Annotated in this window: 15 protein-coding genes; 9 read left to right on the forward strand and 6 right to left on the reverse strand. The window is 66.0% G+C overall.

Annotated features, from left to right (window positions below; all coding sequences use genetic code 11):
* The first annotated feature begins 27 nt into the window (after window positions 1-27).
* Together ACVCNR_RS12245 and ACVCNR_RS12250 are read left to right on the forward strand one after the other, a co-directional pair.
* The gene (locus ACVCNR_RS12245; RefSeq protein WP_354194830.1) at window positions 28-1,515 is read left to right on the forward strand and encodes a glucosamine inositolphosphorylceramide transferase family protein; all 1,488 of its coding nucleotides are present in this window, start codon (window positions 28-30) and stop codon (window positions 1,513-1,515) included.
* Entirely contained in the window at window positions 1,512-2,615 is a 1,104-nt protein-coding gene (locus ACVCNR_RS12250) for a glycosyltransferase family 4 protein (protein WP_354194832.1), read from the forward strand. The genes ACVCNR_RS12245 and ACVCNR_RS12250 overlap by 4 nt, the downstream gene beginning before the upstream one ends.
* Here ACVCNR_RS12250 and asnB read toward each other — a convergent pair.
* From asnB to ACVCNR_RS12270, 4 genes are all read right to left on the reverse strand, one after another.
* Window positions 2,585-4,519 carry an asparagine synthase (glutamine-hydrolyzing) gene (gene asnB / locus ACVCNR_RS12255; RefSeq protein ID WP_354194834.1) on the reverse strand — a complete coding sequence of 645 codons (1,935 nt, stop codon included), beginning with the start codon at window positions 4,517-4,519 and terminating at the stop codon, window positions 2,585-2,587. The two genes, ACVCNR_RS12250 and asnB, sit on opposite strands and share 31 nt — an antisense overlap.
* Before the next feature lie 12 nt (window positions 4,520-4,531).
* Entirely contained in the window at window positions 4,532-5,788 is a 1,257-nt protein-coding gene (locus ACVCNR_RS12260; RefSeq protein WP_354194836.1) for a glycosyltransferase family 4 protein, read from the reverse strand.
* Window positions 5,769-7,082, reverse strand: coding sequence for a nucleotide sugar dehydrogenase (locus tag ACVCNR_RS12265; RefSeq protein ID WP_354194838.1), 1,314 nt, complete (start codon window positions 7,080-7,082; stop codon window positions 5,769-5,771). Before ACVCNR_RS12265 ends, ACVCNR_RS12260 begins: the two co-directional genes overlap by 20 nt.
* Window positions 7,083-7,171: 89 nt before the next feature.
* The gene (locus ACVCNR_RS12270) at window positions 7,172-9,136 is read right to left on the reverse strand and encodes a heparinase II/III family protein (protein ID WP_447075006.1); all 1,965 of its coding nucleotides are present in this window, start codon (window positions 9,134-9,136) and stop codon (window positions 7,172-7,174) included.
* 148 nt (window positions 9,137-9,284) lie between these two features.
* Here ACVCNR_RS12270 and ACVCNR_RS12275 point away from each other — a divergent pair, with 148 nt between their 5' ends.
* From ACVCNR_RS12275 to ACVCNR_RS12305, 7 genes are all read left to right on the forward strand, one after another.
* A complete protein-coding gene (locus tag ACVCNR_RS12275; RefSeq protein WP_447075007.1) occupies window positions 9,285-10,547 on the forward strand; it encodes a glycoside hydrolase family 5 protein in 1,263 nt (420 codons plus the stop codon).
* Between the two features lie 264 nt (window positions 10,548-10,811).
* On the forward strand, window positions 10,812-11,696 hold the full coding sequence (locus ACVCNR_RS12280) for an outer membrane protein (RefSeq protein WP_354194844.1): 885 nt from the start codon (window positions 10,812-10,814) through the stop codon (window positions 11,694-11,696).
* 153 nt (window positions 11,697-11,849) lie between these two features.
* Window positions 11,850-12,509 (forward strand): phosphoribosylanthranilate isomerase, encoded by a 660-nt coding sequence (locus ACVCNR_RS12285; protein WP_447075008.1) that lies wholly within the window; start codon window positions 11,850-11,852, stop codon window positions 12,507-12,509.
* Between the two features lie 30 nt (window positions 12,510-12,539).
* Window positions 12,540-13,760 (forward strand): tryptophan synthase subunit beta, encoded by a 1,221-nt coding sequence (gene trpB / locus ACVCNR_RS12290; RefSeq protein WP_447075009.1) that lies wholly within the window; start codon window positions 12,540-12,542, stop codon window positions 13,758-13,760.
* Window position 13,761: 1 nt separating this feature from the next.
* On the forward strand, window positions 13,762-14,604 hold the full coding sequence (gene trpA / locus ACVCNR_RS12295; RefSeq protein ID WP_354194849.1) for a tryptophan synthase subunit alpha: 843 nt from the start codon (window positions 13,762-13,764) through the stop codon (window positions 14,602-14,604).
* Between the two features lie 45 nt (window positions 14,605-14,649).
* Window positions 14,650-15,579 (forward strand): acetyl-CoA carboxylase, carboxyltransferase subunit beta, encoded by a 930-nt coding sequence (gene accD / locus ACVCNR_RS12300; protein ID WP_447075010.1) that lies wholly within the window; start codon window positions 14,650-14,652, stop codon window positions 15,577-15,579.
* A 14-nt stretch (window positions 15,580-15,593) separates the two neighbouring features.
* Complete coding sequence (locus ACVCNR_RS12305; protein ID WP_447075011.1) at window positions 15,594-16,925, forward strand: bifunctional folylpolyglutamate synthase/dihydrofolate synthase; 1,332 nt, start codon at window positions 15,594-15,596, stop codon at window positions 16,923-16,925.
* Window positions 16,926-16,937: 12 nt separating this feature from the next.
* On the opposite strand, the gene ACVCNR_RS12310 is transcribed toward ACVCNR_RS12305, so the two are convergent.
* Window positions 16,938-17,219: a cupin domain-containing protein gene (locus tag ACVCNR_RS12310; RefSeq protein ID WP_354194852.1), complete on the reverse strand. Its 282-nt coding sequence runs from the start codon at window positions 17,217-17,219 to the stop codon at window positions 16,938-16,940.
* A gap of 130 nt (window positions 17,220-17,349) precedes the next feature.
* The gene (gene trxA / locus ACVCNR_RS12315; RefSeq protein WP_354194853.1) at window positions 17,350-17,673 is read right to left on the reverse strand and encodes a thioredoxin; all 324 of its coding nucleotides are present in this window, start codon (window positions 17,671-17,673) and stop codon (window positions 17,350-17,352) included.
* Window positions 17,674-17,720 lie beyond the last annotated feature (47 nt).

Raw genomic sequence — 17,720 nt, forward strand, 5'->3', positions numbered from 1 at the left:
CAGGGGCTGGTGGCAAATGGTTTTCCCATGAGTGTGATCGACGTTCTGGTGCCGCAGGATACGGTGCGGCGGCTCCATGTCGTGGTGGCCGAGCGGCTCGCCCGGCTGGGCCATGACGTGGCGCTGGTGGGCGTCGATGCACCGGGCATGGCGCCGGTTCTGGAGAACATCCTGCGCTTCGAGCGCACGGCGCTGCGCGTGCGGCTGAACAGCCTCCTCGATGCCGTGCCCGAACCGAAATTGTCGCCGGGGCGGACGGATGCCGCCTTGCGCCTCGACCTGACCGGCGGCGGCGGGCCCTTCGCCTCGCCGGTGCTTGCGCCGCGCTTCGCCGGCTCTCCCTCGCTTTCCGAGGCGGCGCGCCTGCTGATGAACGGGCATCTGCCTGATGTCGACATCGTGCTCGACGGCGACAGGTCCATCGCCCATGCCGCACCCATGGTCGACAGCCGGCTTTCCATCCTGCGCGGGCTCGACGATGTGTTGGCGCGCGTGGCCACCTTGCTGGTCGATACCGCCCATCGCTACCTCGCGGGTCAGGCGGACGGGCGCGCCGGCGTCAGGCCGCCGGCCGCCAACGGCCCGACGGCCGGCGAGATGCTGCGTGCCTATGCGCTCTCCACCGTGCCGCGCCAGGTTGCGGGTGCGGTGAAACGGGCCGTCTGCAACCTGCATCGCTGGGATGTCAGCTACCGTTTCCACAAGGGCCGGCGGGTCGCCGATAGCGGCCTGCTGGCCGGCGAACCGTGGATCACCCTGCCCGACGACGGCAATCGCTTCTATGCCGATCCGTTCCCCTTCGAATGGCAGGGGCGGCATTTCATCTTCGTGGAGGATTTTCCCTACGGTGACGGCAAGGCGCTCATCTCGGTCGCCGAAGTGTTCGAGAACGGCACCGCGACCGTGCCGCGCCGCGTGCTGGAGGAGCCCTATCACCTGTCCTATCCGCAGGTGTTCGCCCATGACGGCGAGGTCTGGATGCTGCCCGAGGGTGGCGCCGGCGGCAACCTTGTCCTCTACCGGGCGGAATCCTTCCCGGACCGGTGGGTCCGGCATTCGGTGCTGATCCCGGAGCGGGAACTGTTCGACGCCACCTTGCTGGACCATGGCGGCCGCCTGTGGCTGTTCGCCACCGAGCGGGACGGCCATGGCAGCGCCTCCGACACGCTGGTGGTGTTCCATGCCCCCGGCCTGCATGGACCGTGGACGCCGCATGCGGCCAATCCGGTGACCATCGACCGGGCAGCGGCCCGGCCCGGCGGCCGCTTCACGCGCGTCGGCGAGCGCATCGTGCTGCCCTTGCAGGACGGCACCGACGAATATGGCGGCGCGCTCGGCCTCGCCGACCTTGTCGAACTGGACGAGGACAAGGTGCGGCTGACCGTTCCGGTTCCGATCCTGTCGCCGGAAAAGTCGACCTATCCGAAGATACACACCCTCAACAGCACCGGGCGGCTCGAGGCGATCGATTGCATCGCTCCGGTGCGGCGGGGAAGGCGGCGCAGGTCCGGATGACCGCGCCCCGGCCTCTCCGCGTCCTGTGCATCGTTCCGCGCGGCCTGAAAGGGCGCGGCGGCATCGAGACGCTGTTTTCCCACGTCGACGAGGCGTTGCGGGGGCATCCCGAACTCGGCATCGACATGGAATTCCTCGCCTCGCGCGGCGACGCTTCGGGACCGGGGTGGGTGCTGCACTTCCCGTTCGCCTTTGCGCGCTATCTCGGGCTGCTGGCGACGCGGCGCTACGACATCGTCCATCTCAACGGCGCGACCAATGCCTCGGCCTGGCGCAAATGGCTGATGCAGTCCGCGGCACGGCTGTTCGGCGCCGCCACCGTCGTGCATTTCCATGGCTCGGCCTTTCCGAAGGCGGGCGAAAGACGGCCGGCCTGGGTGCCGGTTCTGCGCCGTGTCCTTGAGCGCGCCGATGCGATCGTCGTGCTCGGTGCGTACTGGCGCGATTTCGTTGCCGGCTTCTACGGCATGGAGCCGGAGCGGTTCGACGTGGTGGCCAACGGCGTCGCCGATTTCGCCCCCGACGCGCCGCAGGGCCGACCGGCGGGTGCGCCCGTACGGCTGCTGTTCGCCGGCAATCTGACCGATGCGAAAGGGGCGGGCGCATTGCTGCGCGCCCTGTCGCTCCTGCCGGCGAACCTGCCGGACTGGCGCGCGACCTTTGCCGGTACGGGGGATGTTCCCGGCTTTCGCGAAGAGGCGAACAGGCTCGGCCTGTCGGGACGTGTCGAGTTCACCGGTTGGGTGGCGCGCGAGGCCATTCTGCCGCTCTACCGGCAGGCGGACATCGTCGTGCTGCCGTCGCGCAACGAGGTGCTGCCGGTCTGCCTGCTGGAAGGCGCATGCGCCGGCGCGGCGCTCGTGGCCACCCCGGTCGGCTCCGTGCCGGACGTGCTGCACGAAGCCGGAAACGGTTTGACCATCAGGCCCGACGATGCCGAAGGCATTGCCGATGCACTGGCCCAGCTAATCGATGACGACAAGCGCAGAGAGGCGTTTCGTGCCGTTTCGCGCCGGATCTACCTTGATCGTTTCGGGCTCGAAACGATGATTTCCGGCTTGCGCGACGTCTACCGCAAGGCGCTGTCGGCAAGGCGATAGCCGGCCTCGCTTTGTGGCGCCGCATCGCCGATGGTCGGGCGGAAGATGCGGAAGAACTGCTCCAGATTGGCCAGCGCCCACAGCAGCTTCTCATGGTTCTGGCGGCCTTCCAGATGCTCGCCCATCAGCCGGTCGATTTCGCCCGCGTTGCAGACCTGCCGCACGGTGGCATCGCCGGACTGGAGAAGGTCGCGCATCCGGTCGGCCATGCCGATCCGGAACCATTGCTCCACCGGCACGCGGAACCCGACCTTCTTGCGGGTGACGATGGCCTGCGGCAGCATATGGGCGGCCAACGTGCGCAGCACGCGCTTGCCCTTCGGCGCGCCGGTGAGGAAGGCGTCGGGGAAACGGGCGACGAGTTCGGCAAGCCCCACATCCATGAACGGCATGCGGCCCTCGAGGGAGCCGGCCATCATCATGCGGTCGCCGCGTTCCAGCAGATTGTCGGGGAGCCACGAGGTCTGGTCGAAATGCAGCATGCGCTTCAGCGCGCTGGCGGCTCCGTCCGCGGTGAAGGGCAGGGGATCGAGCGCGCGGGAAGCGGGCGGGCCCGCATAAAGCGCTCTGGCGAGTTCTGCGTCGCCGCCGCCGAACCAGGCGGCCATGCGGGCCTGGTGGTCGCGGATGCCGGCGACACCGGCCACCGTCTTCACGCGCCGGAGCGCATAGGGCAGGGCGCGCGCGCCGGGCGCCATGACGGCGTCATGCAGGACGCCCGGCATCAATCGCTGGTAGAGCGCCACCCACGGTTCGGCGCGGTGCTTGGGATAGCCGCCCAGCAGCTCGTCGGCGCCCTCGCCGGTCAGCACCATCTTGACGCTGCGGCTGGCCATTTTCGACAGCAGCAGCACCGGCAGGTCGGAGGGCTCGGCCACCGGCGCGCCGCGCCGCAGCACCGCTTCCTCCCATACGGAGGTGAATTCGCCCATGCCCACGGCAAGTTCGTGATGGTCGGTGCCGAAGGTATCCGCCACCTGCCTGGCATAGGGCAGTTCGGAGGAGCCCGGCACGTCGAACCCGACCGAGAAGGTGGAGACCGGCTTGCCCATGTGCCGGCTCATCAGCGCCACGATCATCGAGGAATCGAGCCCGCCCGACAGATAGGCGCCGAACGGCGCGTCGGAGCGCAGCCGCAATTGCACCGCCGCGTCAAGCTTGTCGGAGAACAGGCGCAGCGCCTCGTCGAAATCGGTGATGTCGGGCGTGGTTCGCGAGAACGGTGTGGTGAAATAGCGGGTTGTGGAAACCCTGTCGCCGTCGAGCACCATGAAGGTGCCGGGCGGCACTTTCGCGATGCCCTTGAAGAAGGTGGCCGGCCCCGGCACGTAGCGGTAGGCCAGATATTCGCGCAGCGAATCCTGGTCGAGCCGGTCGTCGATGCCGGGAAACTTGCGCAGCGGCTCGATCTCCGAGGCGAAGGCGTGCACGCCTTCGGCCTCGGCGACGAACAGCGGCTTCTTGCCGAACGGATCGCGCGCCGCGATCAGGCGGCCGGTCCGGTTGTCCCACAAAAGGAAGGCGAACATGCCGTTGAAGCGGGACAGGCAGTCCTCGCCCCAGGCGCGCCATGCCTCGATCAGCACTTCGGTGTCGCCCTGCGTGACGAAGCGATGGCCGCGCTCGACCAGTTCGGCGCGCAGCTCGATATAGTTGTAGATCTCGCCGTTGTAGACGACCGTGTAGCGGCCGTCGTGCGAATGCATCGGCTGCGGGCTGCCTTCGATGTCGAGGATCGACAGGCGGCGATGGCCTAGCCCGACCTGCCATTCGCCATCGGGGCTGCGGGCGGCGAAGGTGCCGCGCCCGTCCGGCCCGCGGTGGGCGAGCAGGTCCGTGGCGGCGTCGAGCTCGGCGGCCAGCGACAGGCGCGATCTGGCGTGGAATCCGAAGATGCCGCACATGGCGCGCTGCCCCTATTGCTCCCCGCCGCGCGGGGCGGCTTCGGTCAAAGTGCTGTGCGACTGCATGCCCTTCCTGCCCGTAAACAGCGCCTCATATGCGGCCAGCAGCTTCGGCGCTTCGTAGTTCCAGGCCAGTTCGTTGCGCACCCGTTCGCGTCCGAAGGCGCCCATCGCCGCGCGACGTTCGGGATCGTCCAGCAATTCGGCGATCTTGTCACCGAAATCGGCCGGATCGGTGCATCTGGCATAGAGCGAGGCCTCGCGCGCCGAGAAGCGGCCTTCGCGCAGATCGTACTGCACGATCGGTTTGCCCAGCGCCATATATTCCATGATCTTGTTCATGGTCGACTTGTCGTTCATCGCCGTCGGCCGGTCGGGATTGACGCACGCATCCGATGTGGAAAGGGCGGAGAACAGCGTCTCGTCCGGGCAGCGGCCCGTGAAGGTCACGTAGTCGGCAAGGCCCATCGTGGTGCTTTCGGCCTTGATCGCCTCCAGCTCCGGGCCGCCGCCGCAGATGACGAACTGGATGTCGTCACGCTTGCGCACATTGACCAGATGGCTGACCGATTCCAGCAGAAGATCCAGCCCCTCCTGCTTGCCGATGACGCCGACATAGCCGACGACGAAGCGGCGACCGTTGCGCCATTTCGGGTCCGGCTCCACCTCGCGCACCCGGTCCAGATTGGGGCCGGAGCGCACGATATGCACCTTGCCCGGGTCCATGCCGCCGCGCGTGATGGCGATCTCGCGATAGCTCTCATTGGTGGCGATCGAGCGGTGGGCGGTGCGGAACGACAGGCGTTCCAGCCACACCATCAGCTTCCAGCCGAAATCGCGGCGGCCGAACTTGGCCTCGTAGAGTTCCGGATTGATGTCGTGGTGGTCGAACAGGAACTTCTTGCCGAACAGCCGGTAGAAGCCGCCGATCAGGAAGATGGTGTCGGGCGGATTGCAGGCGTGGATGACGTCGAAGCCGCGCTGCCACGCGACCTTGAGCGACAGCAGGAATTCCCAGAACAGGGCGGCGCTGTATTCGAGCGCATAGCCGAGGGCGCCCTCGGCATCGAGCGGCAGCGAATGGCGGTAGATATGCACGCCGTCGATCACCTCGTAGGAGGCGGTCGAGCCCTTGCCCTTCGGGCAGATCACCGAAACCTGATAGCCGGCCTTGACCAGCGTGGTGGCCTCCGACCAGACGCGCCGGTCGAAGGGAACCGGCAGGTTCTCGACGATGATGAGGACGCGCCTACCAGTTGATGCCGTCATAGGTCCCCGCAATCCGGTCCGTGTTGGGCAGACGGGCCATGTCGAGCAGCACCTGCCCCGGCCTCATCTTCTCCACCACCGCCTCATATTCGGGCGAACGGCTGGTGGCCACAAGTACATCGGCATGCTTCACGACATCGTCGACCGACGGCACCATCAACTGGGTGACGTGGGGGATGGCGTTCATCAGATAGACCTTGTTGGCGCCGACCAGCTTGGCCAGCGACACGTTCTGGTCGAAGATGCGAATGTCGCAGCCCTTGCCGAGCAGGCGCTCGATCAGCTCCAGATAAGGGCTTTCGCGCAGGTCGTCGGTGCCGGCCTTGAAGGAGAAACCGAGGAAGCCGACATTGCGCTTGCCGTAGCCGAGCACCCATTGCAGGGCGCGCTCGATCTGCTGCCTGTTGGACGGCATCAGCGATCTCAGCAGCGGCGTCTCCACGTCATGCTGCACCGCATAGGCGTTGATGGCGCGCACGTCCTTGGGCAGGCAGGAGCCGCCGAAGGCGAAGCCCGGCAGCAGATAGGCGTTGGAGATGTTGAGCTTGGTGTCGGCAAAGAACACCTTCATCAGCTCGTGGCTGTCGACGCCCGCCGCCTTGCACACATTGCCGATCTCGTTGCCGAACGCCACCTTCAGCGCGTGCCAGGTGTTGTCGGTGTACTTCACCAGTTCCGCCAGACGCGGCTCGGTCAGGATCGTCTGGCCGGGCAGGCCGGCATAGAGTTCCAGCAGGCGCGCGCGGGTCACGTCATCGTCGGTGCCGATCACCGTCTTGGCGGGATTGTTGAAGTCGGCGACGGCCGAGCCCTCGCGCATGAATTCCGGATTGGAGGCGACGCCGAAGGCAACGCCCAGCTTCTTTCCCGAAGCCTGCTCCAGCGCCGGCACGGCGATGTCGGCCAGCGTGCCGGGAAGAACGGTCGAGCGGATGACGACCGAATGATAGCTGTCCTTGCTGGCGAGCACCGCGCCGATCTGGCGCGCCACCGCTTCGACAGCCGAAAGGTCGAGCGAGCCGTTGGCGCGCGAGGGCGTGCCCACGCACAGCAGCGACAGGTCACTGTTCATAATCGCCTCTTCGGTCGAAACGGTCGCCCGCAGGCTGCCCGAGGCCACCTTGGCCGCGACGAGCTCGCCGATGTCCTTTTCGATGATCGGGCTCTGCCCGGCGTTGATCAGGTCGACCTTCGCCTCGCTGACGTCGCAGCCGATCACCTCGTGGCCGCGCTCGGCGAGGCAGGCCGCGCACACGGTGCCCACATACCCCAGTCCGAAAATGGATATTTTCATGGTTGCCTGACCGCTTTGCCTTGTTGTTGTCACGCCGACGGTGGTCGGACCGATCCCTGTGGAACCGGTCTACCCCTGACAGGTAAAGGTCACGTTACGGGGTTGAGCAGGATGGAACTGCGCCAGTTCATGGCTTTTGCAGGTCCACGGAACAACACCGTCGCGGCCGCCTGCAAAACGCCGAAGCCGGGTGAATGGAAGCCGCGCCCCGAGGCTTCGTCGGCGTGTATGACTTCGACGGATGTGCCTTCGGGGGCGACGAGCGTGATTTCCGGCCGCCCGTTCCGGCTTGCCGTCACGCGGCCGGCATCGCCCGTCACGTCGAGTTCCGGGGCCAGCAGGAAGGCGATCTCGATAGCGCCGGCGGGCGGCGTACCGGTCAGCCGGTCGGTGATCTCGAAGCTGGTAGCGGTTTCGAGGATGTCCCGGTGATGGATGACGCCGAAGCGTTTTTGATAGCCGTCATGCGAGGCCGACACGTTGAGCGGCACGGTGTCCGCACCCTTGTCCAGCCGCGCCCGCGCGCGGCGCGGCATCCAGTTGAACGGGCCGGAGGGCTCGCTCTGGCTGGCGCCGCCGATGGTCAGGGTGTTGTGCACCGGCGTCACGCGGAAGCGGCGGCGGTTCTCACCTTCCGAATGGTAGAGATAGGTGCCGGCATCGACCAGAACCGGGTGGCCATCGAGCGACAACCACACCGAAAGGGCATCGGCATGGCCGTGTGCGGCGAGCGCGCCGAACCCCAGCGGACCGTGGTCGAAGGTGAAATGCACACGCCGCCCGGCGATCTCGCCACGCCGGATCGTATAGCCGCCCTGCGGGAAGGTCGTCGTGCCGTCGGTCGGCGCGGGGCCGGGTGGCGGTGCGGCGAATACGATGTCGCGCCAATGCGGGTCGCGCATAGCAGGAGCAAGCTCCGGGCGCTGGAGAAATCCAGCAATCGCGGCGGCAATGGAGGCGGCGTAGCGCGGCTCCTCGCTGCCATAGGCCATGAGCACACGGCTCTGGTCGTCGTCGCCGATCAGCGGGACATAGCCGCCGTCATCGAGGAAGGCGTTCAGCGCGGTGGCCGCCTTGCCCAGCCGCTCGCGGACAGCCGGGGAGGGCGCATCTGCGCCAATGGCGCCAAAGCCGGCCAGCAGCATTTCCAGCGTGAAGGCCGCGTAGGCCGGTGACTGTTCCTGCCCGACACCATCCTGATGAAACAGGGCAAGCGTCCTGTCTTCCAGATGCGCCCGGCCCTGCGCCAGCCAGTCCGCCGCTTGCGAATGCGCGGGCAGCAGGCGTGCGGCCACCGCCAGCCCCATCGCCTCGGCGACCAGATGATTGTTGGCCGACGAAAACAGCGACGGAAAGCGCGCCAGCCATGTGCCGTGCGCGGCGACGAAAGACGCGAGTTTCTCGCCGCTGGCGCTGTCGATCCATGGATCGAGCGCCGTGGCGATACAGGAGAGCGAAACAAGTCTGTAGCCGGCTTCTATGCCCGAGTACCAGTTGACGCCGCGGCCGGGCGGATTGGCCTCCATCCACGAAAGCACGGAGCCGAGGATGGCTCCTGCAAGACTGGCGTCCTGCGTGCGGCGGGCATGGATGGCGGGCGCCGCCAGGAAATGCAGCCGGTTGGCCTCGGCGACATATTTGATGTCGCGATTGCCCCCCTCGAAGCGGAAATCGATGTCGAAGGCCGACACCTCCGCGCCCGGCCAGTTCGTGCCGCTGACCGGGTCGAGCGTCCAGACTTGCGGGGCGATGCGGCCGCTCTCGTCGAGGACCGTTTCCGGCCAGTCGCGATTGAGCAGCCTGAGTTTCCCCGAACGGAACGCTTCGGCAGCAACGGCCAGTTGCGCCGCGACCGGAGCGGGGAGACCGCCTGTGAGCAGGGACGCGAAAAGCGGCAGCGGCTTCGGCCGTGCGCCGGGCAGCGCAAACGTGGCCCAGCCGCCATTCTGGCGCCGCGCGGCGCGTCTTTCCGTCTGTTCGCGAATTCGATGGCGGATCTCGCCGCGTTCCATGACGGCGAGGCGTCGCGCATACCAGCCCAACCGTCTCAACATAAGTGTGCCTTAGCAAACCACGGTTGCATTAGCATTAATGCAAACGCGCGCTAACCTTCGCGGCAATCTTGTCCGCCGGGCTCTCGCCTTGGGGGATCGGCTGCTCTACCCTTGCCTGCACCGTCGCGCCTGTGCAGGAGCCTTGCCCATGAGCTTCACCCGCCGCCAGTTCCTGTCCGTGTCCGCAGGGGCGCTTGCTGTGCTGCCTCATGGTGCTGCGGCGCAGGCGACGGCCAAGCGTGCCTTCCACCGCGGCGCGGGAATCCACAATATGATGAACTGGGGCATCCTGCAGGAGGGAAGCAGCACCCGCTATGTTCCACGCCCGTTCGAGACGCCGCGCAACGCGTTTCCGGAAGCTCTGGCGCGTGATTTTGCCGGTGCGGGGTTCGACTTCATCCGCTTGTCGCTGGATGTCGGGCCGTTCATGCAGTTGCAAGGGGCCGACAGGGATGCGCTGGAGCGGAAGCTGCTCTCCACTATCGAGCGCCTGCATGGCCTCGGCCTCGATGTTCTGGTCGACTGCCATCCGGTCGAGCAGGTGCCGCTCTACTCGCCCCAGTCCATACTTGAGGACCTGGAAGGTCTGGTGTTTGCCGAGTACAGGGCAATGATCGTCCGTCTGGCTGCGTTGCTCGCCAATGTGCGGGGCGGGCGCGTGGCGCTGGAACTGATGAATGAACCGTTGATGGACAATGCCAGCCATCGCACGCAGGTGATGGTGTGGAGCGCGGCGCAACTGGCGCTGCACGATGCGGCAAGGCGGGCCGCATCCGAGCTGCCGCTTCTGCTGACCGGTGCGAATTATGGCGGCATCAGCGGCCTGAACGACCTCGACCCGTCACCCTATGCGGACAGCAATGTGCTGTATTCCTATCACTACTATCTGCCGATCAGCTTTACCCATCAGGGCGTGGACTTCGGCACCCCGGATGCGCCGACCTCGCCCTATGTATCGGACCTTCCCTATCCCAACGATACGGTTCCGGCGAAAGAGATCGAGGCCGCGCTGGAGGCACGCATTGCCGCCGCCCCGATAGATGAGGCCGCGAAGACGGCGGCAAGGAAGCACGCGCAGTCCATCCTGAAGCGCTTCCTGGCCGATACCTGGAACCGTCAACGCATAGAGGACGATTTCGCCACTGTGGCGAAATGGGCGGATCGCAACGGCATCGGCCACGACCGCATCATCATGGGTGAGTTCGGCGTGACGCGGCGGTCTGAGCGGCTTTCTGGTGCGGCGGAGGTCTATCGGCGGCGGTGGATGTCCGATGTGACGCATGTGGCTGCATCCCACGGCTTCGGCTGGTCGATATGGGACCTCAATTCATATCAGATGGGTATCAGCCGCCCGGATGACGACAGCCGGCTGGATCGCGATCTGGTCGCCGCCCTGGCAATGTCGGACTAGCGCCAGGCTGAAACCGAAGGTTCCGCTTCGAGGTTCGGTCATTTTGCAGGAGCTGGCCTGCGTCAGCAGCAAATGCCTGGATGTGGCATATCTTATTGTTTTGGAAATGAATTTTCCGGAATCCGGATTGCCTTTCCGGTTCGAGGCCGCGGCATTCGTGGTTAATCGACAGGGTTAAGCCCGTTTTAACGTTTGCCAATCATTATTCATGTTGCGGTTTTTGAGTGTCGGTGCGCAGGCGGCGGCCGGATTAGGGGTGAACTCATGTCCAACCTTTTTAGGAACGCGGCTTTGGCCGCTATCATTGCCGGCGGTGTTTCCCCGGTACTGGCGGCTGACCTTGAAGCCCCGATCGTGATCGAGGAGCCTCAGCCCGTCGAGCGTTATGAAGTCAGCGACTTCGGCGGCTGGTATATCCGCGGCGATCTGGATTACCACAAGTCGAAGATCCGCGGCACCGAATACATCACCTATGGCGTTGAACCATGCCCCGGCTGCGGCGATGGTTTCCAGGGTGTCGGCGGCACCAAGAGCTTCGACACTGCCAAGCTCAAGAGCTCCTTCTCGATAGGCGCCGGCGTCGGTTACCAGATCAGCCGGCATTTCCGCACCGACCTGACCCTCGATTACTGGTTCAAGACCAAGTTCAGGGGCAGCACTTCCGATGACGGTAGCTCCGGCTGTGGCGGTCCTGGCGTCCCCTGCGAGTCCGTCGACCGTACCAAGATGTCGGCGCTGCTTCTCCTGGCCAACGCCTATGTCGATCTCGGCACCTGGAACGGCATCACGCCCTATGTCGGCGCCGGCATCGGCGGCGCCCACGTCAAGTGGGAAGATCTGGAGAACGACGCCAATGTCGGCTTCGCCACGCACAAGGGCACCAAGAGCTGGCGCTTTGCCTATGCGCTGATGGCCGGCGCCTCCTACTGCTTGACCGACAGGATGGTGCTTGACGCCGGTTACCGGTTCAGCCGCATCGAGGGCGGGCGCATGTTCGAGCGCAATGGTGCCGGCCCCGGCTTCGACAAGGGCTTCAACACCCATGAGGTCCGCGCCGGCCTGCGCTACAGCTTCGGCGGCAGCGCCAATGGCTGCTATCAGCCCGAGACGGTGGCCTACGAGCCGCCGGAGCCGATCTACACCAAGTAATTTCCATGATCGCGCGAAGGTCGGGGAGCGCCGCTTCCCGGCCTTTGCCGTTTCCGGGTTTTCGATCCCGCGAATGACGGTGTTCTCCGTGGGTCGGCCGCCGGCATGCGGCTTTGTCTCGACTCTCCGGGCGTTTCGTGCCAAGTCCCCGCCATGGCACTCGACATCAAGATTTGCGGGCTGAAGACGGAGGCGGCGCTGGCATCGGCCATCGACGGCGGCGCCAGCCATGTCGGCTTCATCTTCTTCCCCAAAAGCCCGCGCTACGTCACCCCGCAGGAAGCGGGAGTGCTGCGCGCGCGGGCCAGCGGCAAGGCGAAGGCCGTTGCCGTCACCGTCGATGCCGACGACGCTTTCCTCGATGCCATCGTCGCTGCGATGGAGCCGGACATGCTCCAGCTTCACGGCGCGGAAAGCCCCGAACGCGTGGCAGCCGTCAAGGCGCGCTACGGCCTGCCGGTGATGAAGGCGTTGGCCGTCCAGGAAGCCGCCGATCTTGCCCGCGTCGCGCCCTATCGCGGCATCGCCGACCGCTTCCTGTTCGACGCCAGGCCGCCGGCCGGTTCGGAGCTTCCGGGCGGCAATGGCGTGCGTTTCGACTGGACCATTCTTGCCGGGCTTGACGCTGGCGTCGATTACATGCTTTCGGGCGGGCTCGACGCCGCCAATATCGGCGATGCGCTGCGGCTTGCGAACCCGCCGGGCATCGACATATCGTCCGGGGTCGAGAGCGCGCCCGGCGTCAAGGACGCGGCGCTCATCGAAGCTTTTTTCAAGGCGGTTGCAGCGGCGCGCAACGACCGAGCAGCCTGAACCGCAGCCCTTTGCCCGAGGAGATCGGCGATGAACAAGCCGGCCATGCCCAATTCCTTCCGCACCGGCCCCGACGAACAGGGGATGTTCGGCATTTTCGGCGGCCGTTTCGTGGCCGAGACGCTGATGCCGCTGATCCTCGACCTGGAGGAGAAGTGGAACGAGGCCAAGACCGATCCGGCCTTCAAGGCCGAGCTCCAGGCGCTGTCGACCTTCTATGCCGGCCGGCCCTCCAAGCTCTATTTCGCCGAAGGCCTGACGAAGCATCTCGGGGGCGCGAAGGTCTATTTCAAGCGCGAGGACCTGAACCACACCGGCTCGCACAAGATCAACAACTGCCTCGGCCAGATCCTGCTCGCCAGGCGCATGGGCAAGACGCGCATCATCGCCGAGACCGGCGCCGGCCAGCACGGCGTCGCCTCGGCCACCGTGGCGGCGCGCTTCGGCCTGCCTTGCGTGGTCTACATGGGCGCGACCGACGTGGCGCGGCAAAGCCCCAACGTCTTCCGCATGAAGCTGCTGGGCGCCGAGGTGAAGCCGGTCAGCGCCGGCCACGGCACGCTCAAGGACGCCATGAACGAGGCCCTGCGTGACTGGGTCACCAATGTCGAGGACACCTATTACCTGATCGGCACGGCGGCGGGCCCGCATCCCTATCCGGAAATGGTGCGCGAGTTCCAGTCGGCCATCGGCACCGAGGCGCGCGCCCAGATCCTCGAGCAGGAAGGCCGCCTGCCGGACGTGATCATCGCGGCCGTCGGCGGCGGCTCCAATGCCATCGGCCTGTTCCATCCCTTCCTCGACGACAAGGACGTCAGGATCATCGGCATCGAGGCCGGCGGCCGTGGCCTCGACGGCATCGAGCATTGCGCCTCCATGAATGCCGGCCGGCCGGGCGTGCTGCACGGCAACCGCACCTATCTCCTGCAGAACGAGGACGGCCAGATCCTCGACGGCCATTCGATTTCGGCCGGTCTCGACTATCCGGGCGTCGGCCCCGAGCATAGCTGGCTGCGCGATACCGGCCGCGTCGAGTATGTGCCTATCCTCGACGACGAAGCGCTGGAGGCCTTCCAGCTCTGCACGCGCACCGAAGGCATCATTCCGGCGCTGGAGTCGGCCCATGCTATCGCCCATGCGGTCAAGATCGCGCCGGCGATGGACAGGGACCAGATCGTCATCGTCAACCTTTCGGGACGTGGCGACAAGGACGTGCACACCGTGGCCTCGATGATGGGCATGGAGATCTGAAATGACCGACACCCGCATCGACCGCCGCATGGCCAAGCTGAAGGCCGAGGGCCGCCCGGCGCTCGTCACCTATTTCATGGGCGGTGACCCGGACTATGACACCTCGCTGTCGATCATGCAGGCGCTTGGCCGCTCCGGCGCCGACGTCATCGAACTCGGCATGCCGTTCTCCGACCCGATGGCCGACGGTCCGGCCATCCAGGCGGCCGGCCTGCGCGCGCTGAAGGGCGGCCAGACGCTCGCCCGCACGTTGCAGATGGCGGCCGATTTCCGCAAGACCGACGACGAGACGCCGATCGTGCTGATGGGCTACTACAATCCCATCTATATTTATGGTGTCGAGCGCTTCCTCACCGACGCGAAGGCTTCCGGCATCGACGGCCTGATCGTCGTCGACCTGCCGCCGGAAATGGACGAGGAATTGTGCGTGCCGGCGCTGAAGGCAGGCGTCAACTTCATCCGCCTCGCCACGCCGACCACCGACGACAGGCGCCTGCCCAAGGTGCTGCAGAACACCTCGGGCTTCGTCTATTATGTGTCGATGACCGGCATCACCGGCTCGGCGCTGGCCGATACCGGCAAGGTGGCCGAGGCGGTGCGGCGCATCAAGCAGCATACGGACCTGCCGGTCTGCGTCGGCTTCGGCGTCAAGACGGCGGAGCAGGCCCGCACCATCGGCGCCTCGGCCGATGGCGTGGTGGTCGGCACGGCCATCGTCAATGCGGTCGCCAATGTGCTGGGTCCTGACGGCAAGCGCACCGCCGACCCGGCCGAAGCGGTGGCGACGCTGGTGTCCGGACTGGCGCAGGGCGTGCGCCAGGCCCGCCTTGCTGCCGCCGAATAGTTGGCCTAACCCAAACCGAATCAAGTCGCGGTCAGGAGCCGAACGATGAACTGGATCACCAACTACGTCCGTCCGAAGATCAATTCGATGCTCGGCCGGCGCGAGATGCCCGAGAACCTCTGGATCAAGGATCCGGAGACGGGCGAGATGGTCTTCCACAAGGATCTGGAAGAGAACCAGTTCGTCATCCCGTCCTCCGGCTATCACATGAAGATCGCCGCCAGGGAGCGGCTGCGGTTCTTCTTCGACGGCGGCAAGTACGAGGTCCTGGAGAACCCCAAGGTGGTGCAGGACCCGCTGAAGTTCCGTGACGAGAAGCGCTATGTGGACCGCCTCAAGGACGCCCGCGCCAAAACCGGCATGGACGATGCCATCGTCAACGCGACCGGCGAGATCTTTGGCCTGCCCGTCGTCGCCACCGTGCAGGATTTCGCCTTCATGGGCGGCTCGCTCGGCCTGGCCGCCGGCGAGGCGATCATCCATGCCTTCGATACGGCGCGCCAGCGCCGCCAGCCGCTGGTGCTGTTCGCCGCCTCGGGCGGGGCGCGCATGCAGGAAGGCATCCTGTCGCTGATGCAGCTTGCCCGTACCACGGTGGCGGTCGATCGCCTCAAGGAAGCGGGGCTGCCTTACATCGTGGTGCTGACCAACCCGACCACCGGCGGCGTCACCGCCTCCTATGCCATGCTGGGCGACGTGCATATCGCCGAGCCCGGCGCGCTGATCGGCTTCGCTGGCCCGCGCGTCATCGAGCAGACCATCCGCGAGAAGCTGCCCGAGGGCTTCCAGCGTGCCGAATATCTGATGGAGCACGGCATGGTGGACATGGTCGTCTCGCGCATCGATATGAAGAAGACGGTCGCCAACCTGCTCAAGCTCCTGCTCAAGGTGCCGGAAGCGAAGGAGGAAGAAGTGGAAGCTGAAATCCTGCCGCCGCCGGTTGCCGCCGCATCCGAAGCCCGACCGCAGGCCTGATGGCGCAGCCCGGCATGACCACGCTCACCGCCGACCGCGAAATCGAACATCTGATGACGCTGCACCCGAAAGGTTTCGACCTTTCGCTGGAGCGCGTGTCGCGCCTGCTGGACCGGCTCGGCAACCCGCAGGATCACATGCCGCCGGTGATCCACATCGCCGGCACCAACGGCAAGGGCTCCTGCGCCGCCTTCACCCGCGCCATACTGGAGGCGCAGGGCCTGCTGGTCCACACCCACACCTCGCCGCATCTGGTCAACTGGCACGAGCGCTACCGCCTCGCCGCCGATGGCGGCGGCCGGCTGGTCGACGACGCGACGCTGGCCGAGGCCGTCTCGCGCGTGGCCAAGGCCAATGGCGGAGAAAAGATCACCGTCTTCGAAATCCTCACCGCCGTCGGCTTCGTGCTGTTTGCCGAGCATCCGGCCGATGTCGTGGTCATGGAGGTCGGCCTTGGCGGGCGCTTTGACGCCACCAATGTCATCGCCAAGCCGGCCGCCTCGGTCATCATGCCGGTTTCGCTGGACCATGAGGCCTATCTCGGCGACCGGGTCGAGCTGATCGCCGCCGAGAAGGCCGGCATCATCAAGCAGGGCTGCCCGGTGGTGATCGGATCGCAGCCTTATGAGGCGGCCCTGGAGGTGCTGGTCGATACCGCCGACCGGCTCGGCTGTCCGACCCATGTCTACGGCCAGGATTTCCTCGCCTTCGAGGAGCACGGCCGCATGGTCTATCAGGACCAGCACGGTTTGCTGGACCTGTCGCTGCCGCGCCTGTCCGGCCGCCATCAGATCGCCAATGCGGCGGCGGCCATCGCCGCCGTCAAGGCGGCTGGCTTCGAGCCGCGCGAACTGGCCATCGACCGTGCCATGGCGACGGCATCCTGGCCGGGGCGCATGCAGAAGCTGCCGCACGGAAAGCTGGTCGAGCTTGCGCCGCCCGGCGCGGAGATCTGGCTGGACGGCGGCCACAACCCCGGCGCCGGCATCGTCATCGCCGAGGCGCTGGCCGAGCAGGAGCAAAGGGACCCGCGGCCGCTGTTCCTGATCGCCGGCATGATCAACACCAAGGACCAGAGCGGCTATTTCAAGGCCTTCAAGGGGCTGGTGAAGCACGTCTACACCGTGCCGGTCGATTTCAGCGATGCCGGCGTCGGCAACGATGAGCTGGCGGTGCGGGCCGAGGCTGCCGGCCTCTCCGCCGAGCCGGTCAGCTCGGTCGCCAGTGCGCTGATGCTGCTGCGCGACACCTGGCAGGATGCCGACGTGCCGCCGCGCATCCTCATCGGTGGCTCGCTCTATCTGGCCGGCGCGGTGCTGGCCGAGAACGGCACCCCGCCCACCTGAAGTCGGGACCGGCTATTTCAGCTCGATCTCCAGGAAGGCGTATTCGCCCTCGCTGGCGTTGATCACATCGTGCTCGACGCCCTCGCTGCGGAAATAGGGCACGCCCTTCTTCATCTCGGCCGTGCTTTCGCCGTCACCGGTGACCAGCTTCAGCTTCCCGTCCATAAGCGGGACGATGACGTAGTCGTGGCCATGGCGATGCCATCCGGTGCTGGCGCCGGGTGAGAAACGCCATTCCGTGACGATCACACGCTCATTGTCGATGAATACCGTGGATTTGGCCGGTTCCGTCATGCTTGCTGCTCCTGTCCGGTGAAAGCACATGAAACGCGCATATGAGCTGACCGGCAAGCGTGAAGGCGCCGTCCAATAGGAAAAGCCCGGCGCGGTGGCCGGGCTTTTGTCTGGGAATCTTGCTTGCCGATCAGGCGACGGCGCCGTTGATCCAGTGCGACAGGGCGGTCTTGGGCGCTGCGCCCACCTTGGTATCGGCCACCTGTCCGTCCTTGAAGATCATCAGCGTGGGGATGGAGCGCACGCCGAACTGGGCGGCCAGCTCCGGGTTCTCGTCGATGTTCAGCTTCGCGATCTTGACCTTGCCGCCGAGCTCGTTGGAAATCTCTTCCAGCGACGGGCCGATCATCTTGCAGGGGCCGCACCATTCCGCCCAGAAATCCACCACGACCGGTTCCTTGGCGTCGAGCACGTCGGCCTGGAAGTTGTCCTTGTCGACCTTGACGGTAGCCATGCGAAAGTCCTTTCGGTTGTTCAAGTCTACAATATGTGGCGGTGGGG

Source organism: Aquamicrobium terrae (assembly GCF_052978165.1).